The following is a 25,775-nucleotide window of genomic DNA, read 5'->3' on the forward strand; positions in this document are numbered from 1 at the left end:
CAAGGGCGGCCGGCGGATGGCCATGCCTGTTCGATCAGGCGGCGTTCTTGGCGGCGACCAGTGCGTCGATCTTGGCGCAGAGGTTCTTCATGACGAAATATTCGTCGGTCGAGGCCTTGCCGTCGTTGACTTCCTGCGTCCACTTTTCGAGAGGCACCTTGATGCCGAATTCCTTGTCGATCGCGAAGACGATGTCGAGGAAATCGAGGCTGTCGATGCCCAGATCATCAATGGTGTGGCTCTCGGGCGTGATCGTGTCGATGTCGATTTCGCTGGTGTCGGCGATGATCTTTGCGACTTTTTCGAACGTGGTGGACAAGGGATCTTCCTTCGATTGCGGGCGGATGCGGTCCGCAGGTGGCTCGGCGCTGTCTAATCGGTTTTCTTGTACAGGGAAAGCCGAAAACGCGGCTTTGCATGGTCTGCGCACCGGCATCTACCGACAGATACAGCCATTTGACGACGAAGGAAGCTGATCGTCCGGCCCGACACGGGTCTAGAAGATGATGCGGCCGAGTACGCGCAGCTTGTCGCCGTCGACGCTCACGATCACCGCTTCGCCTTCGCGGGCACCGGCCCCAGTCAGCGCCTGGATGTTTTCCAGGTGGGTGACCATGACGAGGTTGCCGTCGCCCGAGAAGCCGGCGACCTGTTTGACGACGGCTTCGTTCTGCGCAGCCGCTGCCGCCGCATCCTTGGACAAGAGATCGAGCGGCTCGAACTTCTCCGTCTTGTTGTCCTCGAAGGCGATGCCGGCGGTGTCGAGTGCACGGCAATAGCGGCTGGACAATATCCGATCGATGGGCGCGGCGCGGGCCGCGAACAGCGCACCGATCTTGCGCGCCTGCTGCTTGCCGCGCTCGGACAGTTTCTGTTGCGTCGCGCATGCGTCGATGTCGAAGCCGGCTGGATCGCCACTGCCGGTGACCATGGCGTGGCGCAGCAGCACGACATGGCCGCCAGCCCTGAGCAGCGCCCATCCGGCATCGGTCGCGTGGGCGACGGCTGGCACAAAGGCAAGGAGGAGGGCGAGGGCAAGACGAAACATGGCGGACCTTTCCGCCGTCCCATCGACGCCGGTCTTTTCCATATAGGGACGGCAAAGGCACCGGGAAGGCAAGGCCGGGGTCGTTCGCCGACTGCGTGGCACGGTGTCCCAAGCCTGTAGGCAGGCTGGCGGTTGCGCCGTCCGGGTCGCTCCCCTATCAGTCGGGCGTCGAGGGAAACCATGTCGCCGCTTACCGAAACCGTCCTGTTCGTCTTCGGGCTCGTGGCGCTGGGTTATCTCGCGGGCGTGACCGGCTATCTCAAGGCGCAGAGCGCCGAAGGCGTCGCCGAATTCGCTGTCGGTGTGGCGATGCCGCTGCTTCTGTTCGAGACCATGGTCAAGTCTGATTTCCACGGCGCGGCGCCCTGGTCGCTGTGGGGCGCCTATTTTTCCGCCGTGGCGCTGACCTGGGCCGCTGGGCATCTGGTCACCACCCGCCTGTTCGGGCGCGACCGGCGCACCGGAATCGTCGGCGGCGTGTCGGCTTCCTACTCAAATGTCGTGCTGCTTGGCGCACCCTTCATCCTCGGCATCTACGGGCCGCAGGGCTTCGAGGTGCTGTCATTGATCGTCGCGGTGCATCTGCCGGTCATGATGATGGCCTCGATCGTCATGTTCGAGATGTTCGGGCGGGGCGACGCCCAGGCCGCGCATCCGCTCCGGATATTGCGCCGCTTCCTGCACAAGCTGCTGGTCAATCCGCTGATCATCGGCATCCTCGCCGGTCTCGCTTGGCGCGTCACCGGCGTTCCGCTGCCCGGATTGGTCTCGCGGCTGGCCGAGGCGCTGGGCGGCACGGCGGCGCCGGTTGCCTTGTTCGCCATGGGGCTGGGATTGAACCGCTTCGGCATTTCCGGCCATATCGGCCCGTCGCTTGGGCTGTCGGTGCTCAAGCTGTTCGTGATGCCGGCACTGACCCTGGCGCTGGTCTGGCTGCTTGGCCTGCCGCCGCTGACCGCCAAGGTGGCGGTGTTGGTGGCGGCGCTGCCGTCCGGCATCAATTCCTACCTGATCGCCGTCCAGTTCAACGCGGGCCAGGGGCTCGCCTCCAACCAGATGACGCTCGCCACCGCCTGCGCCGTTGTCACCACCTCGTTCTGGCTGGCGGTCACGGCGCAGGTTTTCGGCTAGATCCGGGCTGCAGGGCTGGATTCGTGCTGGCCCAGTGCTTAGGTTCAGCTATGGCGATTGATCGCAAGCCCGGCTCTGGAGTAAGAGCGGTGGTCCAGTTGCGGCAGTGACGCTGAAAACACCCATCGACCCATTCAAGACCGGTCCGTGAGCGGCCGAAGGGAGGCTAGACCATGCTTCAGAAAACCAGCCATTTCATGCGGCAGGCCAATCTCATCAACGGCGAATGGGTGCAGGCCGATTCCGGCCAGACCATCGACGTCACCAATCCGGCCAATGGCCTGAAGATCGGCACGGTGCCGAAGGCCGGCGCCGCCGAGACGCGCCGCGCCATCGAGGCCGCCCACACCGCCTTCCTGACCTGGCGCAAGACCTCGGCGCTTGAGCGCTCGAAGCTGTTGCGCAAGCTGCACGACGCCATCATGGACAATCAGGACGCGCTGGCCGAACTGCTCACCACCGAGCAGGGCAAGTCGCTGTTCGAATCGCGCGGCGAAGTCGGCTCGTCGGCCGCCTATGTGCTGTGGTTCGCCGAGGAAGGCCGCCGCACCTATGGCGACGTGGTGCCGTCGCCGTGGGCCGACCGTCGCATCATGGTGACCAAGGAGCCGGTCGGCGTCGTCGCCGCCATCACGCCGTGGAACTTCCCGTCCTCGATGCTGGCCCGCAAGCTCGGCCCGGCGCTGGCCGCCGGCTGCACGGCCGTCGTCAAGCCGGCCACGCAGACGCCTTATTCGGCGCTGGCCTGGGGCGCGCTTGCCGAAGAAGTCGGCTTCCCGAAGGGCGTGGTCAACATCGTCACCGGTGCCGCCGGCGAGATCGGCGATGAGCTGTGCTTCAACCCGCTGGTCAAGAAGATCACCTTCACCGGCTCGACCCCGGTCGGCAAGATGCTGATCGAGAAGTCGGCCAAGACGGTCAAGAAGGTGTCGATGGAACTCGGCGGCAACGCGCCATTCATCGTCTTCGATGACGCCAATCTCGACCGCGCGGTCGAGGGCGCCATCACCGCCAAGTTCCGCAATTCGGGCCAGACCTGCGTCTGCACCAACCGCTTCTTCGTGCAGGCCGGCATCCATGACACGTTCGTCGAGAGGCTGGCCGCCGCGACCGCCAAGCTGAAAGTAGGCTCCGGCCTCGAGGATGGCGTGCAGCAGGGACCGCTGATCGACGAGAAGGCGGCGCTGAAGACCGCGGAGTTCGTCGCCGACGCCAAGGCCAAGGGCGGCAAGGTCGAGACCGGCGGCAAGCCGCACGCACTCGGCGGCTCGTTCTTCGAGCCGACCGTGATCAGCGGCGCTACGCCCGACATGATGTTCATGAAGGAAGAAATCTTCGGCCCGGTCGCGCCCGTCTTCAAGTTCGAGACCGAGGAAGAGGCCGTGCGGCTCGCCAACGATACCGAGTTCGGCCTGGCCTGCTATTTCTACACCGGCGATCTCGGCCGCGCCTTCCGGGTCATGGAAGGGCTGAAATACGGCATGGTCGGCATCAATGAAGGGCTGATCACCACGCCGGAAGCGCCGTTCGGCGGCGTCAAGGAATCCGGCCTCGGCAAGGAAGGCGGACATCAGGGCATCGAGGACTACCTCGATACCAAATATGTCTGCATCGGCGGCCTCGGCCTCTGATCGATCAGCGAGCCGGCCTGGCCACGCGCCACCGGCCCGCGACAGCGGCATGAAGGACGGCGAGCTCTTTGGAACAACGCAAGCGGCGGAGGAAATCCGCCGCTTCACCATCCGTGGCGGTGGGCTTTCGGCCAACATCCTCAATCTGGGTGCCATCATCCAGGACCTGCGTCTTGCCGGTCACGAGGCGCCGCTGGTGCTGGGTTTCGACCGGTTCGAGGCCTATGAGCGCGACACTGGCTATTTCGGCGCCGTGGTCGGGCGCTTCGCCAACCGCATCCGCGACGGCCGTTTCACGCTGGCCGGCCAGCGGCAACAGACCGACCGCAACTTCCTCGGCAAACATGCGCTGCATGGCGGATCGGGCGGCTATTCTGGCCGCGCCTGGTCGGTTGCTTTGCATGGGCATGATTTCGTGACGCTTTCGCTGCACGATCCCGGTGGATCGATGGGCTTTCCCGGCGCGCTCGATGTCACCTGTACCTATCGGCTGAAGATCCCCGGAACGCTGAGCGTGGAACTGACTGCCACGGCCGACGAGGCCACCGTCTGCAATCTCAGCCAGCATTCCTACTTCAATCTCGACGATGGCGGTGCCGGCGACGTGCTCGACCACCGGGTCATGATCCCGGCCGGCGCCTATCTGCCGGTCGACGCCGAGATGATCCCAACGGGCGTGGTGCAGCCGGTCGACCGCACGCCCTTCGATTTCCGGCAGGCGCGCAGCCTGCGCACGGAAGCAGGCGACCAGCTCGTCTACGATCACAATTTCTGCCTGGCCTCAGCGCGCGGGCCCTTGCGCAAGGCCGCCTGGGTGCAAGGTGCCGTGTCCGGCGTCGAGATGGAGGTCTGGACCACCGAGCCTGGTCTCCAGCTCTATGGCGGCGGCTATATCGCGCCGCCGGCACCAGGGCTTGGCGGTATCGGCTATAAGCGCTTTGCCGGCCTGTGCTTGGAGGCGCAGACTTGGCCCGACGCACCCAATCGTTCCTATTTCCCGTCGGCAACCCTCTTGCCCGGCGAGACCTATCACCAGCTGACCGAGTACCGGTTCAGGCTGGGATAGGAGCGAGGGCTTCTGCCCTCAGGGAAAAGTTCAGGCCTATTGCCCGAATGCCTTGCGCAGGATGTCGAACGGGGCCAGCGCACCGCGCACCTGGACGACGGCGGCGGCGACGCGATGGGCGCTGCGGGCGGCTTCCGCCGGCGACCGGCCGGCGAGGCGTGCGGCCAGGTAACCGCCGTTGAAGGAATCGCCCGCGCCGGTCGTGTCGACGGGCTTCGCGACATGGATTGCCGGGATCTCCTCCCTGTCGGCGCCGGTGGCGACCAATGCCGGCATCTCGCCATTCTTGACGACGATCTCGGATACGGTCCTGCCCAGCCTCGTCGCCGTTTCCTCCGGGCTCCGGTCGCCATGGAGCATCTGTTCGTCGGGGAAGGTCGGCAGCGCGATGTCGGTGACCGTCAGTGCCGCAGCGATGGCTTTCTGTGCTGTGCCGACATCCGGCCACAGGCGCGGACGGTAGTTGGGGTCGAAGGCGACCAGGCTGCCGGCCGCGCGCGCTGCGGCGACGGTGGTCAGAAGCGTGCCCCGAGCACGTTCGTCCAGAATTGCCAAAGTGATTCCGGAAAAGTAGATAAGCGACTGGCTTTCAAGGCTTTTGACCAAGGCGTCTGAATTCGACGCGAGCTGCCGGGCCGCCGAATCGGCGCGCCAGTAGGTGAAGGAGCGTTCGGCGCCTTCCAGCGTGATGGCGTAAAGGCCGGGCCGAGCGCCTGCAATAACCGGACTGGCGCCTATGCCGATGCCATTTTCGGCGAGAAATTCGATCTGCTGGTGCGAGAAGGGGTCGTCGCCAAAGGCCGAGACGTAAGTTGCGGGGCGATCCTTGGCCAGCGCCGCCAGCGCCCACAAGGTGTTGAAGGTGTCGCCGGCGAAACCCAGGCGCCAGTCCGGCCCGCTCTGGCCAGACAATTCCAGCATGCATTCGCCGATCGAGGCGACACCTTGCATTGACATCAGTGTTTGTCTCCCTTGTCCTCCGTCTAACCGTTCGACAGGATCGACGCCATGGCATGGTGTCCGGGATTCGGGCATCGCCGCACTTTCCCACAACCCAGCGGGATGCTAGGCGCTGTGCCGGACGTTCACCGAGATGATGTGGGGCACAGTTGGCAGCGTTCTGGCGGTATCTGGTTGCTGGCGTCGGGCTGGCCGCCGTCCTCTTCGGCGTGTTGACGGTGGTCTACATGACCGCGCCCAACACCGCGCCCCCAGCCGCGCCCGAAACCCAGCAAACCAAGGGCAGCGAGAAAGGCCTGTTCGTGGCCACCTTCGCGCCGGAGAACGGAACGGTGAAGCAGGGCGAACTGCACGACTGGGTGCTGACATTGAAGACCGCCGCCGGCACGCCGGTGGAAGGCGCGATCATCGAGGTTTCCGGCGGCATGCCGCAGCATGCGCATGGCCTGCCGACAAGCCCGCGTGCGACGGACTATCTGGGCGAGGGACGTTATCGGATTTCCGGCGTGAAATTCTCGATGAGCGGCTGGTGGCAATTGCGCTTCGCCATCACAGCGCCTGCGGGTTCGGATACTGTCCTGTTCAACATCGTGCTGTGAGCCGCTCATGAGACGCTGGTCCGGTCTAGGTTCCAGTCTGGGCATCGTCATTGCGCTGGCGGCCCTGGTCGCGGCCTGCGGCAGGCCGCAATTCTCCGAGGCCGAGAAACGGACCATCGCCGGCCTGGCCTTGACGGCGTTGCCGCCGCTGAAAACCGACGCCACCAACCGTTTCGCCGACGATCCGGCAGCGGCAGCCTTGGGTGCCACGCTGTTCTTCGATCTTTCGATGAGCCGCGACGGCACGGTCGCCTGCTCGACCTGCCACAAGATCGACCGGCAATTCCAGGACGATCTGCCGCAAGCGGTCGGCGTGGCACGCACCAACCGGCGCACCATGCCGCTTGCCGGTGTTGCCTATAGTTCCTGGCTGTTCTGGGACGGGCGGCGCGACAGCCTGTGGGCACAGGCGCTGGTGCCGTTGGAGAACCCGCTCGAGCAGGCGGGTAATCGCGCATCCTATGCGCACTATATCAAGGCGCGCTTCGGTGAACGCTACGAACGGATTTTCGGGCCGATGCCCGACCTTTCGAAAGTCCCGGCCAATGCCAGCCCGTTGGGATCGCTGGCCGACCAATCCGCCTGGAAGACGATGAACGCAGCCGATCAGGATGGTGTCGACCGCGTCTTTGCCAATATCGGCAAGGCGATTGCCGCCTTCGAACGCTCGATCATGCCCAAGGAAACACGCTTCGACCGTTTCGCCATAGCGCTGGCGACCGGTGCCGAGCCGAAGGATGACGCGGCCTTTTCGCCGGAGGAAATCCAGGGGCTGAAGCTGTTTATCGGCAAGGCAAGCTGCTCGACCTGCCATAACGGCCCGCTGTTCACCGATCACGGCTTCCACAACACCGGCGTGCCGCCGGTCAGGGACCTGCCGCCGGACCGCGGCCGCATCAACGCCGTCGCCCAGGTCGAGGCCGACCCGTTCAATTGCCTCGGCCGCTATCGCGACGGCGGCGCGGAGGCCTGCGGCGAATTGAAGTTCATCGTCAAGGACAAGCCCGAGCTGATCCGCGCCTACAAGACGCCGTCGCTGCGGGCGGTCGCCGGGCGTCCGCCCTATATGCATGCCGGCCAGTTCGGCTCGCTGGACGATGTCGTCGCGCACTACACCAAGGCGCAGCAGAGCGTCGAGGGTGTCTCGGAAGTGCATCCCCTGCAGCTTTCCGATCGCGAGCGCGCCGCGCTGGTGGCGTTTTTGAAGACGCTGGGCGAATAGGTCTAGCGGTCCTTCACCGTTTCCATCGCCACGAAAGTCGAGGTCTGCGCGACATGCGGCAGCGACGAGATGCGCTCGCCCAGAATGCGCCGGTAGGCGGCGATGTCGCGTGTGCGCACTTTAAGCAGGTAGTCGAAGCTCGCCGCCATCATGTGGCACTGCTCGATCTCGGGCACGCCCTGCACCGAGCGGTTGAAGGCGTCGAGGGCGCTGGAGCGGGTGTCCGACAATTTCACCTGCACGAAGGCGACATGGCCTTCGCCCATGCGCTCGCGGTCGATGATCGCCGAATAGCCGCGGATGTAGCCATCCTTCTCCAGGCGTTTGACGCGTGCCTGCACCGGCGTCTTCGACAGGCCGACCTTTAGAGCCAGTTCCGACATGGACTGGCGGCCATTCCTGGCCAGGGCGGACAGGATGTTGCGGTCGAGGCGGTCCAGTTGGTCTTCCATGATCCGTTTTGAAGCCCACGCAGCGTATTATTCTGTTCTTCATAGACCAAATGGCCTGCATTGGCGAGTTCTTTGGATCGAATGGCGGGAGGCTTCGTGCTAGCTTGCACCATCCGGTCCGGCAGGCCGCCGACCGGCGTGTTCTTCCGCGCTTTCAAAGGACCGCCATGCCCGCGCTCAACACCATCCGCCAGCAGATTCGCGCCAACTATCTCCCCGACGAGGACGAGGCCGTGAAGCGGCTGGCTGTGGCGAGCGGGCTCTCGGCCGAAGCGCGAAAGGCGATTTCCGCTCGTGCCGCCGATCTGGTGCGGGCCGTGCGCGGTTCAGCCGACCCGCGGCTGATGGAGGTGTTTCTCTCGGCCTACGGACTTTCCACCAAGGAAGGCGTGGCGCTGATGTGCCTGGCGGAAGCGCTGCTGCGTGTGCCGGACGCCGAGACCATGGACGATCTGATCGCCGACAAGATCGCGCCGCATGACTGGTCCGCGCATTCCGGCGGCTCGTCGTCGATCTTCGTCAATGCCTCGACCTGGGCGCTGATGCTGACCGGCCGCGTGCTCGACGAGGGCGAGGGCGGCATCGAAGGCACGCTGCGCGCCATGGTGCGGCGCCTCGGCGAGCCGGTTATCCGCAAGGCGGTAGCAGCGGCGATGCGCGAGATGGGCGAGCAGTTCGTGCTCGGCCGCACCATCGCCGAAGCCGTCAAGCGCGGCCGTTCGATGACGCAGAACGGCTATCTCTATTCCTTCGACATGCTGGGCGAGGCAGCTCGCACCGAGCACGATGCGCTGCGTTACCTGAAGGCCTATGCCGATGCCATCGCCTCGCTGGCGCCCGGCGCCAAGGGCGACGACATCCGCCTCAACCACGGCATCTCGGTCAAGCTCTCGGCGCTGCATCCGCGCTACGAGGTGGCGCAGAAGGAGGCCATGCTGCCGGTGATGGCCGATCGCCTGCTTTCGCTGGCGCGCGCCGCGCGCAAGGCGCGCATGGGCTTGAACATCGATGCCGAAGAGGCTGATCGGCTTGATCTTTCGCTCGACGTCATCGAGCGCGTGCTGGCCGATCCCGAACTGGCCGACTGGAATGGTTTCGGCGTCGTTGTGCAAGCTTACGGCCCACGCGCGGCCTTCGTCATCGACTGGCTGCACGCACTGGCGACGAAGCTCGACCGCAAGATCATGGTGCGGCTGGTGAAGGGTGCCTATTGGGACACCGAGATCAAGCGCGCGCAGACGCTCGGTCTCACCGGCTATCCGGTGTTCACGCGCAAGGTGAATACCGACGTGTCTTACTTGGCCTGCGCGCGCAAGCTGCTCGGCATGACCGACCGCATCTATCCGCAATTCGCCACTCACAACGCGCACACCGCGGCCGCCATCCTGTCGATGGCGCCGGACCGCGATTGTTTCGAATTCCAGCGCCTGCACGGCATGGGCGAGCAGCTGCACGAGACGATCCGCAAGGCTGAGGGCACACGCTGCCGCATCTACGCGCCGGTCGGCGCGCATTCGGATCTGCTTGCTTATCTGGTGCGGCGTCTCCTGGAAAACGGCGCCAACTCCTCCTTCGTGCATCAGCTGACCGACGAGGACGTGGCGCCGGAGGAGATCGCCAGCGATCCGCTCGAAGCCGCCGAGACGCAAGGCTCGGCGGCCAATCCGAACATCGCCAAGCCCGCTGCCATCTTCGGCACCGGCCGCCGCAATGCCAGGGGCTGGGACATCACCGACGTCGTCACACTTGCCGAGATCGACAAGGCCAAGGCCGCCTTTGTCGGCCCCAACCGCTGGAGCGCCAAGCCGATCACTCGCGCCGCCGGCTACGGCCAGGAGCGGCCGGTGGTCAACCCGGCGCGACCGTCGGACGTGGTGGGAACGGTGACCGAGGCGGCGGCCAAACAGGTCGCAACCGCCGTGCGCTTCGCCGTCGAGGCTCAGCCGGGCTGGGCGAAACGGCCGGTCAGCGAGCGGGCCGCGATCCTCGACCGAGCGGCCGACCTCTACGAAAAACATGCCGTCGAGTTCTTCGCGCTCGCCACCCGCGAGGCCGGCAAGACGCTGGCCAACGGCGTCGCGGAAGTGCGCGAGGCGGTGGATTTCCTGCGCTATTACGCCGCCCAGGCCGCCCAGGCCGCCCAGGCCGAGGCTGGCACCGAGGCGCGGGGCGCCATCGTCTGCATTTCGCCGTGGAATTTCCCGCTTGCCATCTTCACCGGCCAAATCGCGGCAGCGCTTGTCACCGGCAATTCGGTAATCGCCAAGCCGGCGGAACAGACGCCGCTGATCGCTTATCGCGCGGTCGAACTGCTGCGTGAGGCCGGTGTGCCGGAAGACGTCATTCAGCTGCTGCCGGGCGATGGACCCACAGTCGGCGCTCCGCTCACCGCCGACCCGCGCATTGCCGGCGTCTGCTTCACCGGATCGACCGAAGTCGCCAAGCTGATCGAACGGCAACTGGCCAAGACGGCGGCGCCCGACGCCATGCTGATCGCCGAAACCGGCGGGCTGAACGCCATGATCGTCGATTCCACCGCGCTGCCCGAGCAGGCGATCCGCGACGTGCTGGCATCTTCCTTCCAGAGTGCCGGCCAACGTTGCTCGGCGTTGCGCGTGCTCTATGTCCAGAAGGATGTGGAAGCCAAGATGCTGGAGATGCTGAAAGGGGCGATGGATGCGCTCAACATTGGCGATCCCTGGCAGCTCTCGACCGATGTCGGTCCGGTCATCGACGACGAGGCGCAGAAGTCGATCAAGGATTACAGCGCCAGGATGGCGGGCGAGGGGCGTGCCATTGCCCAACTCACCGCGCCGAAGGACGGCCGCTTCGTTGCGCCTGCGGTGTTCCGGGTCAAGGGCATCGAGGAAATGGAGCGCGAGGTGTTCGGCCCGGTGCTGCATGTCGCCACCTTCGAGGCCGACGAGATCGACGCCGTCATCGCCGCCGTCAACCGCAAGGGCTACGGACTGACCTTTGGCCTGCACACCCGCATCGAGGGCCGTGTGCAGCATTTCGTCGACGGCATTCATGCCGGCAATATCTATGTCAACCGCAACCAGATCGGCGCCGTGGTCGGCTCGCAGCCCTTCGGCGGCGAGGGCCTGTCAGGTACCGGTCCCAAGGCTGGCGGACCGCACTATCTGCGCCGTTTCCGCAAGGGACCGGAAGCGGGCGCGGCGCTCGTCGAAGGCCGCGCGGCCTCGGCCAGGGAACTATCCGACTACATGCCCGATCCCGCGCTTGGCGGCTGGTCGACGAGGGCTGACCGCATCGCCATGCTGCGCAAGCATCTGCGTGGCAAAGGGGCGGAGGCGATCACTGCTGCCGCCGGTCTCGAATATGGCCAGATCGATCTGCCCGGACCGACCGGCGAAGCCAACACGCTGTCGCTGACGCCGCGTGGCCGTGTGCTGGCACTTGGCCCGGACGCCGAGACGTTGTTGGCGCAGGCGGTTCAGGCACTCGCGGCCGGCAATGCCGTCCTGGCGGTGGCTCTAGGCGCTCCGGCGGCGCTCTCCGCGCTCACCGGAAAAGGTTTGCCGATCGCGGCCATCGATGCCCGGATCGATGCGACGACCATTGGCGCGCTGCCGCTGGATGTCGTTGCCTTCTCCGGCACGGCTGACGACGCCCGCGCCCTGCGCGCCGCGATCGCGGAACGCAAGGGGCCGATCGTGCCGCTGGTCAGCGAGGTCGTCTACCCGGCCGCCTACGCGCATGAACGCGCGGTCTGCGTCGACACAACGGCGGCCGGCGGCAATGCCAGCCTGCTGGCGGCGGCTTGAGGCGAAAAGGTTTTCCGACGAACGATATCCCCTCCCTGAATGAAGTTACGTGAAAATCGATCTAGTCAGCGTTGGTGACAAACAGTACTGCGTGGATCGTTCGTATTTCTAAGGGGTAGGGGGACTTAACGTGCATCACTTTCTAACCATGGCAATTTTCAACGTGGCTCTTCTTGTCGCTTCCGGTCCCGCTATGGCGGAATCACTGGCCGGCAAGGTCGGCGACAAACGTTATCCGGTTAATATTCCCTGGGGGTCCGTCGGAAGCTGCCAGAAGGCGTATGATGACTACATCGCCGCTCCCGGTCATTCTGCTTATGCAACGACGGTCATGGATCGTACGGTGGAATATTTCATCTGCGGTGCTTGGCTGAACGCGCCGTCGCAGAAAAAGGCGGAGGCGCTGGCGCTGAAGTCCTGCCAAAAGTCGGTAAGCAAGTACAAAGTCCAGATCGCGGGCGCTTGCAGCATCGCTGCCTCGAAGTAGCATCGGCTTGCCGATCTCGGTGAAGCTATTTCACGGAGATCGAGGCATGGATCGATTGATGGCTTCCCGCCTCGAGACCGAAGCGGGAAGCTGTCAATATATTTGGATGGCCTACGCGCCTTCCACCACCGAAAAGCCCTCGAATTGCGGGTGGCCGATATAGGCCGCCTTGGACGAACCGGCATTTTTGTGGGCGTTGCGGAAGTTTTCCGATTTGGTCCAGGCGACGAAGTCGTCATGGCTCGCCCAGACCGTGTGTGAGGCGAACAGCGTGTAGCCTTCGGCCTCGTTCGCCGGCCCGCGCAGCAGGTGGAACTCCTTGAAGCCGGCCATTTCCGACAGCGAGGAATCGCGGTTCTTCCAGACAGACTCGAAGGCCTCTTCCGAGCCGTTCTGCACCTTGAAGCGGTTCATGGCGATATACATGGCATTCCTTTCCGGGATGATGGCTGATGCGTGAAGAGTGAATTCAAAGAAATGGGCCGATCTGGACGGTGAAGGGCCAGGCCTTGCGGCCGGTTTCAGGCGGGATTGGCGGGTAGGGTGCCACACCCTTCACCAAGGCCACCGCGAATTTGTCGAGTTCCGGTGAGCCCGAGCTTCGCATAAGCCTCACGTCGACCACGCCGCCGTCGGCCATAACGATGAAGCTGACGACAGCATTGCTGAGTGCCTTGGCCTGTGTCGCCCGCGAAACGCGCCGGTTTGCGCGGTCGAGTTTCCCTTGCACTTGGCCGCTAAAGCGGGACGCTGCCGCATTGCCGGCGCCTGTTTGCGCGCTGGTGATGCCCGACAGAGTGGTGCTGCCATCTTCCCGCCCTTCATTGACCCCGCGCAGTGCATCGTTCTCGGCCTGGCCGCCGGCTCCGGATGCGGATTTCGGCCGCGCCGGTTTTTGCGGTTGCTCGGCCGGCGCTTGAGGTGCGGGGTGCGTTTCCTGCTCAGCCAATTGCCGTTCGGCTTCGCTCGGCTCGGGCATCACCGGACGCATGATCTCCAACTTGGCGGTCGGGCGGCCTTCCAGGACCGCGACGGCATCCTTCTCGTCCTGTGTCTGCGGGATCGCCAACACGTTGGGTGAAGGTTCGACCGGTTGTTGTTGGGGCTCTTTCGTCGGCTGAACCTGCTCCTTGGGCGGTTGAGCCTGCTCCTTGGTTGGCTGAGCCGGCTGGGTGGATGGTGGGTTCTCGGGCTGCGGCTGAATTTTCCTGGGCGGCTGCAACTCGCTTTCCGGCACGACGGTGACATTGGTCACGTCCCGTTGCTGATCGGCACCGGCGGCCGTGGCGTCATTTTCCTCATTGCCAAACAAGAGCGGTTTGGTCCCGTTCGCCCCCGCGATCTCGGTCGGGGTCAGCTCGCGCGGCGGTAAAATGCTCTCGGGCGCAAAGATCAGCATGGCCGCCACCGCGAGATGAAAGACCAGCGAGGCGACAAAGGCCAGTGACCATTTGCGCACCGACGCGGCAGGCCGGGTTTCCGCGACATAGTCCGGCTCGGCGGGCAACGGTTCGATGTCGGCATTGGCGCTGTCATCGAGGCTCGCCTGTTCGGGCGGATCGGGCTGCAACACGCCGCCGGGTATCGCGATCTCGGGATCGCCGCCGGCCGGCATCGAGGCGTCGGCGCCGGCAAGCGGCCGGGACGATGTCCTGTTCGAAATGGCCGGTTGCAATTCCAAGGCGCAAGTTCCTGTTCATGACGGAAACTCAGACCCCGAAGGTGATGCCCGCCTTGCTGGTGGTCTTGAGGTCGCGCATGCAGGCTGTGGGCTCGACGCCCTGGCCGACGCATTCCGTTGCGCTGTTGACCAGCACGCGGCTGATCTTGCCGCAATCCGTACCCGAAAGATCGAAGCGCGTCACCTTCGTCTTGCCGGCTGGCAAATCCTTGAAGTCGAGCACGGTGATACGGTCGACGACACCGGCCGTGTTGAACAGGGCGATCTCGAACGCCGCCTTGGTCAGCCCGGCTCCGAGCGTGTTGGTAACCACGAAGGTCAGGCGGCAGCCCTTGTCGGAAGGCTGCGCGCCATTGAGTTCGAGCGAGAGCGAAGCCGCCTCGGCCTGTTGCGCGAGCGCGGGACCCATGCCGGCAGGGATGGCGGCGAGGGTGGTCAACAGGATCAGCGACTTCGCTCTCATGGTGTCGGCTCAGCCTCCGAAGCGCATCGTTGCGCCCAGCTTGAAGGTCACGCCCGGCTCGTAGATCGTCGAGGTGGTCGTGGCGTTCAGCGGGTTGGCGTATTTCACGTCGAAAATGTTGTCGACGCGGAAGTCGAGATTGAGGTTGTCGTTGGCCTTGTAGGAGGCGAAGGCGTTGACCAGCGTGTAGTCGCGGGCCGCCTTGTTGCCTTTCGGCGCGCCGTTGTACTGCACCTCGCCACCCACGGTCAGCCGGTCCTCGAAGAAGCGGAAGCCGAGCTGGGCCGCGACCTGGGCGGACGGCACGGTGGTCAGATCCGCGCGCACGCCCTTGTAGGAAACGGTGTGGCCGTTGATGATCGAGCCGGAAAGGCCGGCGAAGCCCCAGGCCGCGTCATAGACGCTTTCGAACTCGAAGCCGTTGATCTTGGCCTTGGCGAAGTTCTGGTACTGGAAGCAGATCGGGATCGTGCCGCCGCGCCGGCAGCCGCTGGTCGGGTTGAACGGCGACAGCGTCACGCCGCCGATATAGTCGGTGACGTCGTTGTTGAAGTAGGCGGCCTTGATGCGCAGCGCATCGTCAGCCTGGAAGATACCGTCGGCGGTGTAGTTGACGCCGGCTTCCCAGGTCTTGCCGGTCTCAGGCCGAAGGTTCGGATTCGGCAGGAAGGGGAAGGAAACCCCTGACGGGTGCAGGCCGCTGATGAAGGTTTCGCTGAGCGAGGGCGAGCGATAGCCTTCGGCATAGGTGGTGTAGACCTGCAGGCCGCTGAGGCCCGGTGCCTCGAACGGCGACACACCCACGGTGACGCGCGGCGAAAGCCGGTCGCCGGAGGTTTCCGAGGACGATCCCTTGAGGCTGTAGCTGTCGTAGCGCAGGCCGGCGATCACTTCGAGCCATTCCCAGGTCAGCTTGTCCTGGATATGGGCGCCGCCGACATTGCGCTTGCCCGACGGTGTGTAGAAGGCATCGCCCGCCGCCACGCCGGTGGTGGTGACGTCGTCCGACACCCAGTCGCCGCCATAGGTCAGCTCGTGGTTGATGCCGCTCGTCTCGAAGCGCGAGGTGTTCCAGACGTCGATGCCGAACGTGCCGATGTCGTAGGTGGTCTTCGACCCGGCGGGCAGCGTCGTCGGACGGCCGGTGATCGGGTCGAAGCGGCCGCCGAGCGGGATCAGGCTGGTCTGCTCAAGCGTGGCCTTGTTGTAGGAAAGGTTCACATTGAGGTCGAGCCAGCTCTTGTCTTCGTCGGTCAGGTTGTAGCGGCCGGTGAAGGTGTTCTGCTTCATGTCGAGGTCGTAGGCGGGCTTGCCGCCGCTGATCTCGTTCCAGCTCTCGCTGTTGCCGATCCAGCCGAGCTTCAGCGTCGAATTCTCGGTCGGGCGGATCGTGGTCTTCAGCATGCCACTCAGCACGTCGAAACCGCTGCCGCCGACCTTGTTGCCGGCGCCGTCCTTATAGTCGGAATAGTCGCGGTAGACGATGTTGCCGAGCACGTCGAAATTGTCGTTGAACTTGTAGGCGCCGGTCGCGCTCGTGGTCCAGCCCTTGCCATTGGTCTCATAGCGGCCGGAGAGCGACGTTGCCCAGGTCTCGCCCGCCTTCAGGAAGTCCTCGGCGTCCTTGGTGTCGAACATGACGACGCCGCCGATCGCACCGGACCCGTAGGTGTTGGCGACCGGGCCGCGGATGACGTCGACCGACTTGATCAGTTCGGGATCGATATAGAAGGTCGACTGCGTGCCGTGGTCGGAACGCTGGAAGTTCTGGCGGGCACCGTCGACGATGACGGCGACGCGGCCGAAGTCCTGCAGGCCGCGAATGTTGATCGACGAGGCGGTGCGGCGCGCGTCGGCCTGCACGGTGACGCCAGGCACGCCGCGCAACAACTCGTTCGGCGTCGATGCCATGCGGCGATCGATCTGTTCCTGGTCTACATGGCTGACCGAGGCGAGCGCCTTGATTGCGGTTTCGCCGGTGCGGCTGATCAGCATGATCTTGTCGAGCAGGGTGGCGCCCAGCGACGTGGGTTTGGCATCGGCGGTTTCGGCCGGTTTGTCGTTCTGCGTGGGTTGCGCGGCTTGCTGCGCAAGCGCGGTGCCGGAAAGCAGTGCCGCTGCGGCGGCACCTGCGGCCAGTGTCGCCAATCCTCTTGCTACGGCGCCGCTCGTATTGCGACGTCCCGCGGTCTCTCCAGACCGCCCATCAATCCCCAAGCCCATGTCCAACTCCAAATGGCAAGCTGCATGCTGGCTCACCCTTGGGCTGGCTCGCATTTTTTCGTTCGGCCGGCTTCTTAAATGTTGACTCATTTAGTCCGGTATTGCACTGACTAGTAAACATGATTATTCAAGTCAACAAATGAATCGACGTTTTGCAGGAAGCCGGACACACCCGGCGAGATCAGGAGTGGATCAGCATGAACACGCACAACCCTGACGATTTCCGTTTCCGCTACCGCCGGCCCGAAGCGCAGACGCAATTGCGCGTCGAACGGGTGCCGCTGTCGGTCAGGACACTCACCAGCAATTCGCTTTTCCAGGGCGAACACGAGATCGGCATCGAGCACCACGGCGCGCTCTACCGGCTCAAGATCACCCGTCAGGGCAAGCTCATCCTCAACAAGTAAATAGCAAGGGTAGGGACGGTAATGGACCAGCGCGTAAAGCCAGCCCCGCACGAAATTCGGCGGATGCGAGCGGAAAACCCCAAAATGCGCGAGCGCGATCTCGCCGCTCAGCTCGGCATTTCGGAAGCCGAACTTGTGGCCGCGCATTGCGGCGAGGGGGTTACGCGCGTCGAGCCGCGCGTCAACGATCTCCTGACTGGTCTCGAACCGGTCGGCGAGGTCATGGCGCTGACCCGCAACGAAAGCGCGGTCCACGAGAAAATCGGCGTCTACGACAAGGTCGTCACCGGCGAGCACACGGCGATGGCGCTGGGCGAGAATATCGACCTGCGCATCTTCCCGAAGGTATGGGCGCATGGCTTTGCCGTCGAGAAGCGCGACGGCGATGACATCCGCCACAGCCTGCAGTTCTTCGACGCGGCGGGCGAGGCCGTGCACAAGGTGCATCTGCGTCCGTCCTCCAACCTCTATGCCTATCAGAAACTGGTCGACCAACTCGTCTCGCCCAACCAGGAGCCGACAGTGGCGCTTACGAGCCTCGCCGAGGACGATGCGCCGGGCGAATTGTCGCCGCAGACGGTGGACGATCTGCGCGAGCGCTGGAGCAAGCTGACCGACGTGCACCAGTTCTTCGGCATGCTGCGCACGCTGAAGCTCAGCCGTCAGCAGGCGGTTCAGATGATCGGCAAGGATTATGCCTGGAAGCTCGATCCCGAGGCGGTGACGGCGATGTTTAATGCCGCCGCCGAAAGCGCACAGCCGATCATGTGCTTCGTCGGCAATCGGGGCTGCATCCAGATCCATTCCGGCCCGGTCAAGTCGATCAAGCCGATGGGGCCGTGGATCAACGTGCTGGACGAGACGTTCCACCTGCACCTGCGCACCGACCACATCACCGAAGCCTGGGCCGTGCGCAAGCCGACCAAGGACGGTCACGTCACCTCGCTCGAAGCCTATGGCGCCGACGGCAAGATGATCATCCAGTTCTTCGGCAAACGCCATGAAGGCGAGGTCGAGCGTGCCGATTGGCGCTCGCTGGCCGAGAGCCTGCCGCGCCTGGCAACGCAGAGTGCCGCATGATGTATCTATCCCCGAAGAAGTTCGCGCGGGTCGCCGCGTTCGGCGCCGTTCTGGCCTGCGCCTTGCCAACGGTGGTGGCGGCGAATGAAAACATCACCGTTTTCCCCGACACCAAGCGCATCGTCGCCGTCGGCGGCGCGGTTACCGAGATCGTCTATGCGCTGGGCGAGGAAGGCAAGCTCGTCGCCCGTGATTCCACCAGCGTCTACCCGCCGGAAGCGCTGAAGCTTCCGGATGTCGGCTATATGCGCGCGCTGTCGCCGGAGGGCGTGCTTTCGGTCAACCCGACCGGGATATTGGCGCTGAAGGGCAGCGGTCCGAAGGATGCCATCGACGTCTTGAAGAAGAGCAGCGTCGCCTATGTCGAGGTGCCGGAGACCTACGACCGCGCCGGCATCCTTGAGAAGATCCGCCTGGTGGGCAAGGCGCTGGGCGCCGACGCCAAGGCCGAGAAGCTGGCAGCGGAAACGGATGTGAAGCTGAAGGCGGCGGAGAAGCAGACGGCCTCGGTCAAGGATCGCAAGCGCGTGCTGTTCATCCTTTCCCTGCAGAACGGCAAGATCCTCGCTGCCGGCTCCAACACCGCCGCCGACGGCATCATCAAGCTCGCCGGCGGCGTCAATGCCGTGGAAAGCGTGGCCGGTTACAAGCAGCTTGCGGACGAAGCGGTGGTCACCGCAGCACCCGACGCCATCCTGATGATGAGCCATGCCGGACCTTCCGTGCCGGACGAGGTGTTGTTCGCCAATCCGGCGATCGCCGAGACGCCGGCAGGCAAGGCGAAGAAGGTGATCCGCATGGACGGTGCTTATCTCCTCGGTTTCGGCCCGCGCACGGCTGATGCCATCCACGATCTTGCGGTCGCCTTCTACGGCAGCCAGATCACCGATTGAGTGGTGGCGTCCCATGGTTGACCACTCGCTTGCCGGTTCAGCCGGCGTGATGACCCGCGCCGGCGATCGTTCGGCACGGGCGCGGCTGACCATCGTTCTGCTTGCAGCTCTGCTTGCAACGGTGATGCTGTTTTCCTTGACCGCCGGCGCCTCCGACGCTTCCGTTTTCGGGGTGTTGCGCGACTGGCTGTCGGGCGCCGATGCCGGCGTGCTGAGCGCTCGCGACCGCATCATCATCTATGACATCCGCCTGCCGCGTGTCGTTCTCGGCGCGTTGATCGGTGCTGCGCTCGCCGTGTCCGGCGCCGTCATGCAGGGCCTGTTCCGCAATCCGCTCGCCGATCCCGGTATCGTCGGCGTTTCGGCGGGCGCCGGGCTCGGGGCGGTGTCGGTCATCGTGCTTGGCGGCACTGCGCTCGCGCCATTCACCGCGCTTCTGGGTTCGATGGCGCTGCCGCTGGCGGCCTTCGTCGGCGGTCTGGCGACGACGCTCATCCTCTATCAGGTGGCGACGCGCCAGGGCCGCACCTCGGTCGCGACCATGCTGTTGGCCGGCATCGCGCTCTCGGCGCTGGCCGGTGCGCTGATGGGGATCCTGATCTATCTGGCCGACGACCGCCAGCTGCGCGACCTGACCTTCTGGCAGCTCGGCTCGCTGGCCGGCGCGACCTGGACCAAGATCGCGACCGCTGGGCCGATCATGCTGGTGGCGCTCGCGGCCATGCCGTTCTTCGCTCGCGGGCTCAACGCACTGGCGCTCGGCGAAGCCACAGCGACCCATCTCGGCGTGCCGGTGCAGCGGCTGAAATATATCGCCATCGCCGGGGTTTCGGCGGCGGTCGGGGCCTCGGTCGCGGTCAGTGGCGGCATCGGTTTCATCGGCATTGTCGTGCCGCATGTGCTGCGCCTCTCCATCGGCCCGGACAACCGCTATCTGCTGCCGGCCTCGGCGCTGCTTGGCGCCACCCTGCTGTTGCTGGCCGATGCGCTGGCGCGCACCATCGTGGCGCCGGCCGAACTGCCCATCGGCATCATCACCGCGGCGGTCGGCGGTCCCTTCTTCCTGTGGATACTGTTGCGCAAGCGCGGTGTCCTTGATCTGTGAGGTCTGACGATGATCGAAGCCCATGATGTCACGGTGAGGCTCGCCGGAAAGCGCATTGTCTCCGGTATCGATTTCGAAGCGCGACCGGGCGAGATATCGGCGATCGTCGGGCCCAACGGCTCCGGTAAGACGACCTTCCTGAAGGCGCTGTCGGGCGATCTCGGCTATGACGGTTCGATCGTCATCAATGGCCGCGAGGTGTCGGCGACGCGCCCGGTGGAGGCAGCGACCATGCGTGCGGTGCTGCCGCAGGCAACGTCGCTCGCCTTCCCGTTCACTGTCCACGAGATCGTCCGTCTTGGACTGGTCGGCGGCCGCTCCGGCGTGCTGGCGGGCGAGACCGAGCGGCTGCCGGAGCGGGCATTGGCCAAGGTCGATCTCGACGGTTTTTCCGGGCGCTTCTACCAGGAGCTTTCGGGCGGCGAGCAGCAGCGTGTCCAGCTTGCCCGCGTGCTCTGCCAGGTCTGGGCGCCGGTGCTGGATGGCAAGCCGCGCTATCTGTTCCTCGACGAGCCGGTTTCAAGCCTGGATGTGAAGCATCAGCTCATCATCATGAACATCGCCCGCGATTTCGCCAAGCGGGGCGGGGGGGTGATCACCATCCTGCATGACCTCAACCTGACGGCGATGTATGCCGACCGCATCTTCGTCATGCATCGCGGCACGCTCGCCGCTGCCGGCACGCCGGCCGCCGTGCTGAGCGACAGCCTGATCGAGAAAGTGTTCGACTGTCGCATGCGCGTCGGCGTGCTGCCGTCCGGCGACGTGCCGTTCGTACTGCCGCAGTCGGTAGCGATGTAGGATCAGGCCGCCGGGGCGGGCGCGCGTCGTTCCAAAAGGTCGATGCCGAGCAGCGTACGCACATTCGGGCGCGCCGCGATCAAGTCGGCGATCGAGTAGCGGGCGAGCACTTCGAAGAAGGCGTTGAGCGCTTCGCGCAGCGCGGAGTTGAGCGCGCAGCTGTCGATCAGCGGGCACTCGGCGTCAGCCTCGAAACACTCCGCCATGGCGAAATTTTCCTCGGTGATGCGCACCACGTCGAACAGGCTGATCTCGGCGGCCGGGCGGCCAAGCCTGACGCCGCCATTGCGGCCGCGCACGGTCTCGACCAGTCCGTGTTCGACCAGCGGCTGCAGGATCTTGAACAGGAACAGTTCCGATACCGTATAGGCGGCGGCGATTTCGGGAATGCGGCTGAGGCGGCCGTCATTGGCCGCACAATACATCAATATCCGCATGGCGTAGTTGGTCTGGCGCGTGAGCCGCATGATCGCTCCTTCGCAAAGCGCTGGTTGCAGCGAATATGGCCCATAGTCTGGAACAATTCTAGACTGGAGCCGACCATAGATGATGTTTTTAATCCAGTTTCCATCGCAATCGCGTGATCCAGAGGCGGTTCCGTTGCGTCAAGCATCGCGAAGGTCTCGCCAGCCGCCCTTGCCTTGCGTTTCAGTGGAAACTCACGATTATTCCAGTTGAGGGAATGGAACCGGATACAATCCACGGGAGGGGGCATGTCTCTGGAGACCGGGCTCAGGAATATCCCCAGTCCGCCCAAGAAGCCGTTCGTCGGCAACATGCTGACGGTGGACAAGGAGACGCCGCTCCAGAGCCTGATGCAGCTTGCGCGCGAACTCGGGCCGATCATCCGCCTCGACATGATGGGCACGCCGATGGTGGTGGTGTCGGGCGCTTCCCTGGTCCAGGAAATCTGCGACGAGAGCCGCTTCGACAAGGCGGTGCGCGGTTCGCTGCGGCGCGTGCGCTCCGCCGCCGGCGACGGGCTGTTCACCGCCTATACGCAGGAGAACAACTGGACCAAGGCGCATAACATCCTGTTGCCGACCTTCGCTCAGCGCGCCATGGCCGGCTACCTGCCGCTGATGTACGACATCGCCAGCCAGCTCTGCATGAAATGGGAACGACTGAACGCCGACGACGACATCGACGTCGTCCACGACATGACCGCGCTGGCGCTCGACACGGTCGGCGTCTGCGGTTTCGATTATCGCTTCAACTCGTTCTACCGGCGCGACTATCACCCCTTCATCGACGCGCTGACGCGGACGCTGGAAACCTGCATGGTCCAGCGCGGGCTGCCGTTCGAGAAGATGATCCTGCGCAAGCGGCTCGACCAGCTGAAGACCGACGTCGCCTTCATGTCCAAGCTGGTCGACGACATCGTGCGCGAAAGGCGGCGCGGCGGCGGCGACCAGGCACAGAAGGATCTATTGAACTTCATGCTCGCGGGCGTCGACAAGACAACGGGCGAAAGCTTGTCCGACGAGAACATCCGCTATCAGATCATCACGTTCCTGATCGCCGGCCACGAAACGACGTCGGGCCTGATGTCGTTCGCGCTCTATTTCCTGGTCAACAATCCGGATGTGCTCGAAAAGGCCTATGAGGAGGTCGACCGCGTTCTCGGCACCGATATCGGCGTGATGCCGACCATCGCCGAGGTCAACCACCTGACCTATGTGCAGCAGGTGCTCAACGAGGCGCTGAGGCTCTGGCCGACCGCCCCGGCGATCGGCCTCTATCCCTATCGGGACGAGGTGATCGGCGGACAATACAAGATCAAGAAAAACACCTTCGTCACGCTGCTGACCTTGATGCTGCATCGCGACCCGTCTGTGTGGGGCGCCGAGCCCGAGACGTTCAATCCCGACAATTTTTCGCGCGAGGCGGAAGCGTCGCGGCCGGCGCATGCCTTCAAGCCGTGGGGCAATGGCCAGCGCGCCTGCATCGGGCGGCAATTCGCCATGCAGGAGGCGACATTGGTTCTCGGCATGATCCTGCAGCGTTTCCAGCTGTTCGACCACCAGCGCTACCAGTTGCGCGTCAAGGAAACCATGTCGATCAAGCCCGACGGTTTCCGCATCCGGGTGAAGGCGCGTCCCGGCCGCACGCGCGGCACGGTGGTGCCGGGCGCGGCTTTGGCCAGCCAGGCGGCGGCCCCGTCGGTGGCGCAAGCCAAGCGGCCAAGCCACGGCACGCCGCTCGCCGTGCTCTACGGTTCCAACCTCGGCACCACCGAGGAGCTTGCCCGGGCGATCGCGCAGGCCGGCGAGCTTAACGGCTTCGAGGTGACGCTCGACGAGCTCGATGCGCGGGCCGGCAGCCTGCCGACCGACGGCGCGGTGGTGATTGCCAGCGCCTCCTACAATGGCGCGCCGCCCGACAACGCTATCCGGTTCATGGACTGGCTGGAGAAGGCGGAGCCGGACGCCGCCAAGAACGTCAACTATCTGGTGTTCGGCTGCGGCAACCGCGATTGGGCCTCGACCTTCCAGGCAACGCCGCGTCGCATCGACGAGCGCCTCGAAGCGCTCGGCGCCCGCCGCATCGCCCAGCGCGGCGAAGGCGATGCGCGGGAGGACCTCGACGGCCAGTTCCAGGACTGGTTCAAGGGGCTGTTCCAGTCGGTGGGCGCGGCGCTCGGGCTCGACATCGATTTCTCCCAGCAAACCGAGGCGGAGCCGCTCTACGAGGTCGAGATCGTTTCCGGCCAGCCGGTCAATCCGGTGGTGCACCAGTCGGGCGCGGTGGCGATGACGGTGCTGGCCAATCGCGAACTGCAATCGCCGGGCTCCGGCCGCTCCACGCGCCATGTCGAGGTGGCGCTGCCGGAAGGCGTGGCCTATCGCGCCGGCGATCATCTCTGCGTCGTGCCGGTCAACGATCAGGCACTGGTCGAGCGCGTCGAGAGGCGTTTTGGCTTTTCGGCCGATGCGCAGCTTCGCCTGAAGACCACCGGCGGACGGCAGGCACCGTTTCCAGCGGACGGTCCGGTTCCGGTGCGCCGCATCCTGTCCGATTATGTCGAGTTGCAGGCGGTGGCGACACGCAAGCAGATCCAGGCGATGGCGGCGGCGACACGCTGTCCCTTCACTAGGCCGAAGCTGGAAGCGCTGACCGCCGAGGCAGGCGATGGCGCCGATCCCTACAAAAGCGAGGTGTTCGCCAGGCGCAAGTCGGTGCTCGACCTGTTGGAGGAATTCCCGGCCTGCGAGCTCACCTTCGGGCAATATCTGGAGATGCTGCCGCTGTTGGCGCCGCGCTATTATTCGATCTCATCGTCGCCGCAGGCCGGCGCCGGTCGCTGCTCGATCACCGCCGGCGTCGTAGACGAGCCGGCCCGCTCCGGCAACGGCATCTATCGCGGCGCCTGCTCCAACCATCTGGCGCGGACAGGCGAGGGCGGCGTCATCCACGCCAGCACGAAGGAAACCAAGGCGGGTTTCCGCTTGCCCAACGATGCGTCGCTGCCAGTCATCATGGTCGGTCCGGGCACCGGGCTTGCTCCGTTCCGAGCCTTCCTGCAGGAGCGCGCGGCGCTGGCGAAGGCCGGCAAGGCGCTGGCGCCGGCCATGCTGTTCTTCGGTTGCCGGCATCCCGACCAGGATTTCCTCTACCGGGACGAGCTGGAAGCGATGGCGGCGGCCGGCCTCGTCGACCTCCATGTCGCGTTTTCGCGTCATGGCGGCGAGCGGGTCTATGTGCAGGACCTCATCCGCAAGCTCGGCGCGACGGTGTGGAAGCTGATCGAGGCCGGCGCGCATATCTATGTCTGCGGCGACGGCAGCCGCATGGAACCGGATGTGAGGCGGGCGTTGACGCGTCTTTATGCCGACGAAACCGACGCCGACGCGCAGGCGGCCGATGCCTGGATGGAGCGGCTGGCCAGGGAAAACCGCTATGTGCTCGACGTCTGGGCCGGCAATTGAGCGTTGGTTCTGACGGGAGCGGCGACGTCGGCGTACCAGCTGAGGTGGTGTTCGCCTATCTTGACGAGCCGCCCTTCTGCTGGCCAGGCGCGGACGGTCGTCCCCACGGATGCGATGTCGAGGTCGCCGAGGCGGTGCTGAAAGCGATCGGGGTCGAGCGGATTTCGACTCGGCTGGTGACTTTCGCCGAACTGATGCCGGGGGTGGCCGAGGGCGCCTGGACGATCAACACGCCGCTTTTCGTCACGCCGGAACGGGCCCTACAGGTCGCTTTCAGCCGGCCGGTGTGGTCGCTCGCCGACGGGTTCATGATGCGGGCCGACAATAGCAGGCAACTCGACAGCTACCGGGCGATCGCGGCGAACGAAATGGCGGTGATCGGTGTCGTGGCGGGGCAGGTGCAGCACCAGTCGGCGCTGGCCGCTGGCGTGCCGACCGCGCGGACGCGGCTGTTCGCCACCCAAAAGGCCGCGGTCGAGGCGGTGTTGTCCGGCGTCGTCGACGCCTATGCCAGCGTCGCCATGGCGCATCGCGGCTATCTGCGCGAGCATGTCGATATCCGCCTTGAGGTCATCGATCTCGGAGTGGAGGGCAAAGCCAAACCCGCCGTCGGCGCCTTCTCCTTCGCGCTGTCCGACGTGGGCTTGCGGGAAGCCTTCGATCGGCAATTGGCGGCCTATCTCGGCTCGCCCGAACATGTCGCCATCATGGAGCGCCATGGTTTTTCGCATGCGGAGATCGTCGGCGCGTAGCCGTCGCGGAAGTTTACCTTGACGTAAACGTTACCCAGCGTGATCTTGCAATCCATG

The 25,775-nt window shown here is 64.8% G+C and carries 23 protein-coding genes; 14 read left to right on the plus strand and 9 right to left on the minus strand.

What is annotated here, in order from left to right:
* Window positions 1-34: 34 nt before the first annotated feature.
* Window positions 35-319, minus strand: a complete 285-nt coding sequence (locus tag AB4136_RS08850; RefSeq protein ID WP_024926870.1) for an acyl carrier protein — start codon at window positions 317-319, stop codon at window positions 35-37.
* A gap of 177 nt (window positions 320-496) precedes the next feature.
* Window positions 497-1,048: a histidine phosphatase family protein gene (locus AB4136_RS08855; RefSeq protein ID WP_024926871.1), complete on the minus strand. Its 552-nt coding sequence runs from the start codon at window positions 1,046-1,048 to the stop codon at window positions 497-499.
* 180 nt (window positions 1,049-1,228) lie between these two features.
* Here AB4136_RS08855 and AB4136_RS08860 point away from each other — a divergent pair, with 180 nt between their 5' ends.
* From AB4136_RS08860 to AB4136_RS08870, 3 genes are all read left to right on the plus strand, one after another.
* The gene (locus AB4136_RS08860) at window positions 1,229-2,179 is read left to right on the plus strand and encodes an AEC family transporter (RefSeq protein ID WP_024926872.1); all 951 of its coding nucleotides are present in this window, start codon (window positions 1,229-1,231) and stop codon (window positions 2,177-2,179) included.
* Between the two features lie 173 nt (window positions 2,180-2,352).
* Complete coding sequence (locus tag AB4136_RS08865) at window positions 2,353-3,810, plus strand: NAD-dependent succinate-semialdehyde dehydrogenase (RefSeq protein WP_024926873.1); 1,458 nt, start codon at window positions 2,353-2,355, stop codon at window positions 3,808-3,810.
* Between the two features lie 49 nt (window positions 3,811-3,859).
* The gene (locus AB4136_RS08870; RefSeq protein ID WP_024927293.1) at window positions 3,860-4,876 is read left to right on the plus strand and encodes an aldose epimerase family protein; all 1,017 of its coding nucleotides are present in this window, start codon (window positions 3,860-3,862) and stop codon (window positions 4,874-4,876) included.
* 36 nt (window positions 4,877-4,912) lie between these two features.
* On the opposite strand, the gene AB4136_RS08875 is transcribed toward AB4136_RS08870, so the two are convergent.
* On the minus strand, window positions 4,913-5,833 hold the full coding sequence (locus tag AB4136_RS08875) for a sugar kinase (protein ID WP_024926239.1): 921 nt from the start codon (window positions 5,831-5,833) through the stop codon (window positions 4,913-4,915).
* 152 nt (window positions 5,834-5,985) lie between these two features.
* Here AB4136_RS08875 and AB4136_RS08880 point away from each other — a divergent pair, with 152 nt between their 5' ends.
* Together AB4136_RS08880 and AB4136_RS08885 are read left to right on the plus strand one after the other, a co-directional pair.
* A complete protein-coding gene (locus AB4136_RS08880; protein ID WP_024926240.1) occupies window positions 5,986-6,435 on the plus strand; it encodes a FixH family protein in 450 nt (149 codons plus the stop codon).
* 7 nt (window positions 6,436-6,442) lie between these two features.
* Window positions 6,443-7,657, plus strand: coding sequence for a cytochrome-c peroxidase (locus tag AB4136_RS08885; protein ID WP_024926241.1), 1,215 nt, complete (start codon window positions 6,443-6,445; stop codon window positions 7,655-7,657).
* A gap of 2 nt (window positions 7,658-7,659) precedes the next feature.
* Here the strand turns inward: AB4136_RS08885 and AB4136_RS08890 are convergent, their stop codons facing one another.
* The gene (locus tag AB4136_RS08890) at window positions 7,660-8,109 is read right to left on the minus strand and encodes an Lrp/AsnC family transcriptional regulator (protein ID WP_024926242.1); all 450 of its coding nucleotides are present in this window, start codon (window positions 8,107-8,109) and stop codon (window positions 7,660-7,662) included.
* 167 nt (window positions 8,110-8,276) lie between these two features.
* Here AB4136_RS08890 and putA point away from each other — a divergent pair, with 167 nt between their 5' ends.
* Entirely contained in the window at window positions 8,277-11,897 is a 3,621-nt protein-coding gene (putA, locus tag AB4136_RS08895; protein ID WP_137900560.1) for a bifunctional proline dehydrogenase/L-glutamate gamma-semialdehyde dehydrogenase PutA, read from the plus strand.
* 148 nt (window positions 11,898-12,045) lie between these two features.
* Window positions 12,046-12,384, plus strand: coding sequence for a hypothetical protein (locus AB4136_RS08900; protein ID WP_036253970.1), 339 nt, complete (start codon window positions 12,046-12,048; stop codon window positions 12,382-12,384).
* 111 nt (window positions 12,385-12,495) lie between these two features.
* On the opposite strand, the gene AB4136_RS08905 is transcribed toward AB4136_RS08900, so the two are convergent.
* The 4 genes from AB4136_RS08905 to AB4136_RS08920 form a co-directional block, all read right to left on the minus strand.
* A complete protein-coding gene (locus AB4136_RS08905; RefSeq protein ID WP_024926245.1) occupies window positions 12,496-12,810 on the minus strand; it encodes an antibiotic biosynthesis monooxygenase family protein in 315 nt (104 codons plus the stop codon).
* A 43-nt stretch (window positions 12,811-12,853) separates the two neighbouring features.
* A complete protein-coding gene (locus AB4136_RS08910; protein ID WP_137900561.1) occupies window positions 12,854-13,999 on the minus strand; it encodes an energy transducer TonB family protein in 1,146 nt (381 codons plus the stop codon).
* A 94-nt stretch (window positions 14,000-14,093) separates the two neighbouring features.
* Window positions 14,094-14,528 (minus strand): hypothetical protein, encoded by a 435-nt coding sequence (locus tag AB4136_RS08915; protein ID WP_024926247.1) that lies wholly within the window; start codon window positions 14,526-14,528, stop codon window positions 14,094-14,096.
* Window positions 14,529-14,537: 9 nt separating this feature from the next.
* Window positions 14,538-16,751 carry a TonB-dependent hemoglobin/transferrin/lactoferrin family receptor gene (locus AB4136_RS08920; RefSeq protein ID WP_137900562.1) on the minus strand — a complete coding sequence of 738 codons (2,214 nt, stop codon included), beginning with the start codon at window positions 16,749-16,751 and terminating at the stop codon, window positions 14,538-14,540.
* Between the two features lie 197 nt (window positions 16,752-16,948).
* On the opposite strand from AB4136_RS08920, the gene hemP reads away from it, so the two are divergent.
* From hemP to AB4136_RS08945, 5 genes are read left to right on the plus strand one after another with little or no spacing between them, the layout of a single operon-like run.
* The gene (gene hemP, locus AB4136_RS08925; protein ID WP_024926249.1) at window positions 16,949-17,158 is read left to right on the plus strand and encodes a hemin uptake protein HemP; all 210 of its coding nucleotides are present in this window, start codon (window positions 16,949-16,951) and stop codon (window positions 17,156-17,158) included.
* 21 nt (window positions 17,159-17,179) lie between these two features.
* Window positions 17,180-18,238: a hemin-degrading factor gene (locus AB4136_RS08930; RefSeq protein WP_024926250.1), complete on the plus strand. Its 1,059-nt coding sequence runs from the start codon at window positions 17,180-17,182 to the stop codon at window positions 18,236-18,238.
* Window positions 18,235-19,131 carry a heme/hemin ABC transporter substrate-binding protein gene (locus tag AB4136_RS08935; protein WP_137900563.1) on the plus strand — a complete coding sequence of 299 codons (897 nt, stop codon included), beginning with the start codon at window positions 18,235-18,237 and terminating at the stop codon, window positions 19,129-19,131. Before AB4136_RS08930 ends, AB4136_RS08935 begins: the two co-directional genes overlap by 4 nt.
* Before the next feature lie 13 nt (window positions 19,132-19,144).
* On the plus strand, window positions 19,145-20,236 hold the full coding sequence (locus tag AB4136_RS08940; protein WP_137900564.1) for an iron ABC transporter permease: 1,092 nt from the start codon (window positions 19,145-19,147) through the stop codon (window positions 20,234-20,236).
* Between the two features lie 9 nt (window positions 20,237-20,245).
* The gene (locus AB4136_RS08945; protein ID WP_137900565.1) at window positions 20,246-21,037 is read left to right on the plus strand and encodes a heme ABC transporter ATP-binding protein; all 792 of its coding nucleotides are present in this window, start codon (window positions 20,246-20,248) and stop codon (window positions 21,035-21,037) included.
* 2 nt (window positions 21,038-21,039) lie between these two features.
* On the opposite strand, the gene rirA is transcribed toward AB4136_RS08945, so the two are convergent.
* Entirely contained in the window at window positions 21,040-21,504 is a 465-nt protein-coding gene (gene rirA, locus AB4136_RS08950) for an iron-responsive transcriptional regulator RirA (protein ID WP_024926254.1), read from the minus strand.
* 246 nt (window positions 21,505-21,750) lie between these two features.
* On the opposite strand from rirA, the gene AB4136_RS08955 reads away from it, so the two are divergent.
* Together AB4136_RS08955 and AB4136_RS08960 are read left to right on the plus strand one after the other, a co-directional pair.
* Window positions 21,751-24,966, plus strand: coding sequence for a bifunctional cytochrome P450/NADPH--P450 reductase (locus AB4136_RS08955; protein ID WP_024926255.1), 3,216 nt, complete (start codon window positions 21,751-21,753; stop codon window positions 24,964-24,966).
* Entirely contained in the window at window positions 24,963-25,718 is a 756-nt protein-coding gene (locus tag AB4136_RS08960; protein ID WP_024926256.1) for a transporter substrate-binding domain-containing protein, read from the plus strand. Before AB4136_RS08955 ends, AB4136_RS08960 begins: the two co-directional genes overlap by 4 nt.
* Window positions 25,719-25,775 lie beyond the last annotated feature (57 nt).

This window comes from Mesorhizobium sp. 2RAF21, from assembly GCF_052115345.1.
Lineage (GTDB): Bacteria > Pseudomonadota > Alphaproteobacteria > Rhizobiales > Rhizobiaceae > Mesorhizobium > Mesorhizobium terrae.

Bases quoted from the DNA above. Each gene is read 5' to 3' on its own strand.
- AB4136_RS08855 (WP_024926871.1), bottom strand. From the start codon at position 1,048: ATGTTTCGTCTTGCCCTCGCCCTCCTCCTTGCCTTTGTGCCAGCCGTC.
- AB4136_RS08860 (WP_024926872.1), top strand. From the start codon at position 1,229: ATGTCGCCGCTTACCGAAACCGTCCTGTTCGTCTTCGGGCTCGTGGCG.
- AB4136_RS08865 (WP_024926873.1), top strand. From the start codon at position 2,353: ATGCTTCAGAAAACCAGCCATTTCATGCGGCAGGCCAATCTCATCAAC.
- AB4136_RS08870 (WP_024927293.1), top strand. From the start codon at position 3,860: ATGAAGGACGGCGAGCTCTTTGGAACAACGCAAGCGGCGGAGGAAATC.
- AB4136_RS08875 (WP_024926239.1), bottom strand. From the start codon at position 5,833: ATGTCAATGCAAGGTGTCGCCTCGATCGGCGAATGCATGCTGGAATTG.
- AB4136_RS08885 (WP_024926241.1), top strand. From the start codon at position 6,443: ATGAGACGCTGGTCCGGTCTAGGTTCCAGTCTGGGCATCGTCATTGCG.
- AB4136_RS08890 (WP_024926242.1), bottom strand. From the start codon at position 8,109: ATGGAAGACCAACTGGACCGCCTCGACCGCAACATCCTGTCCGCCCTG.
- putA (WP_137900560.1), top strand. From the start codon at position 8,277: ATGCCCGCGCTCAACACCATCCGCCAGCAGATTCGCGCCAACTATCTC.
- AB4136_RS08900 (WP_036253970.1), top strand. From the start codon at position 12,046: ATGGCAATTTTCAACGTGGCTCTTCTTGTCGCTTCCGGTCCCGCTATG.
- AB4136_RS08905 (WP_024926245.1), bottom strand. From the start codon at position 12,810: ATGTATATCGCCATGAACCGCTTCAAGGTGCAGAACGGCTCGGAAGAG.
- AB4136_RS08910 (WP_137900561.1), bottom strand. From the start codon at position 13,999: ATGCCGGCCGGCGGCGATCCCGAGATCGCGATACCCGGCGGCGTGTTG.
- AB4136_RS08915 (WP_024926247.1), bottom strand. From the start codon at position 14,528: ATGAGAGCGAAGTCGCTGATCCTGTTGACCACCCTCGCCGCCATCCCT.
- AB4136_RS08920 (WP_137900562.1), bottom strand. From the start codon at position 16,751: ATGGGCTTGGGGATTGATGGGCGGTCTGGAGAGACCGCGGGACGTCGC.
- hemP (WP_024926249.1), top strand. From the start codon at position 16,949: ATGAACACGCACAACCCTGACGATTTCCGTTTCCGCTACCGCCGGCCC.
- AB4136_RS08930 (WP_024926250.1), top strand. From the start codon at position 17,180: ATGGACCAGCGCGTAAAGCCAGCCCCGCACGAAATTCGGCGGATGCGA.
- AB4136_RS08935 (WP_137900563.1), top strand. From the start codon at position 18,235: ATGATGTATCTATCCCCGAAGAAGTTCGCGCGGGTCGCCGCGTTCGGC.
- AB4136_RS08940 (WP_137900564.1), top strand. From the start codon at position 19,145: ATGGTTGACCACTCGCTTGCCGGTTCAGCCGGCGTGATGACCCGCGCC.
- AB4136_RS08945 (WP_137900565.1), top strand. From the start codon at position 20,246: ATGATCGAAGCCCATGATGTCACGGTGAGGCTCGCCGGAAAGCGCATT.
- rirA (WP_024926254.1), bottom strand. From the start codon at position 21,504: ATGCGGCTCACGCGCCAGACCAACTACGCCATGCGGATATTGATGTAT.
- AB4136_RS08955 (WP_024926255.1), top strand. From the start codon at position 21,751: ATGTCTCTGGAGACCGGGCTCAGGAATATCCCCAGTCCGCCCAAGAAG.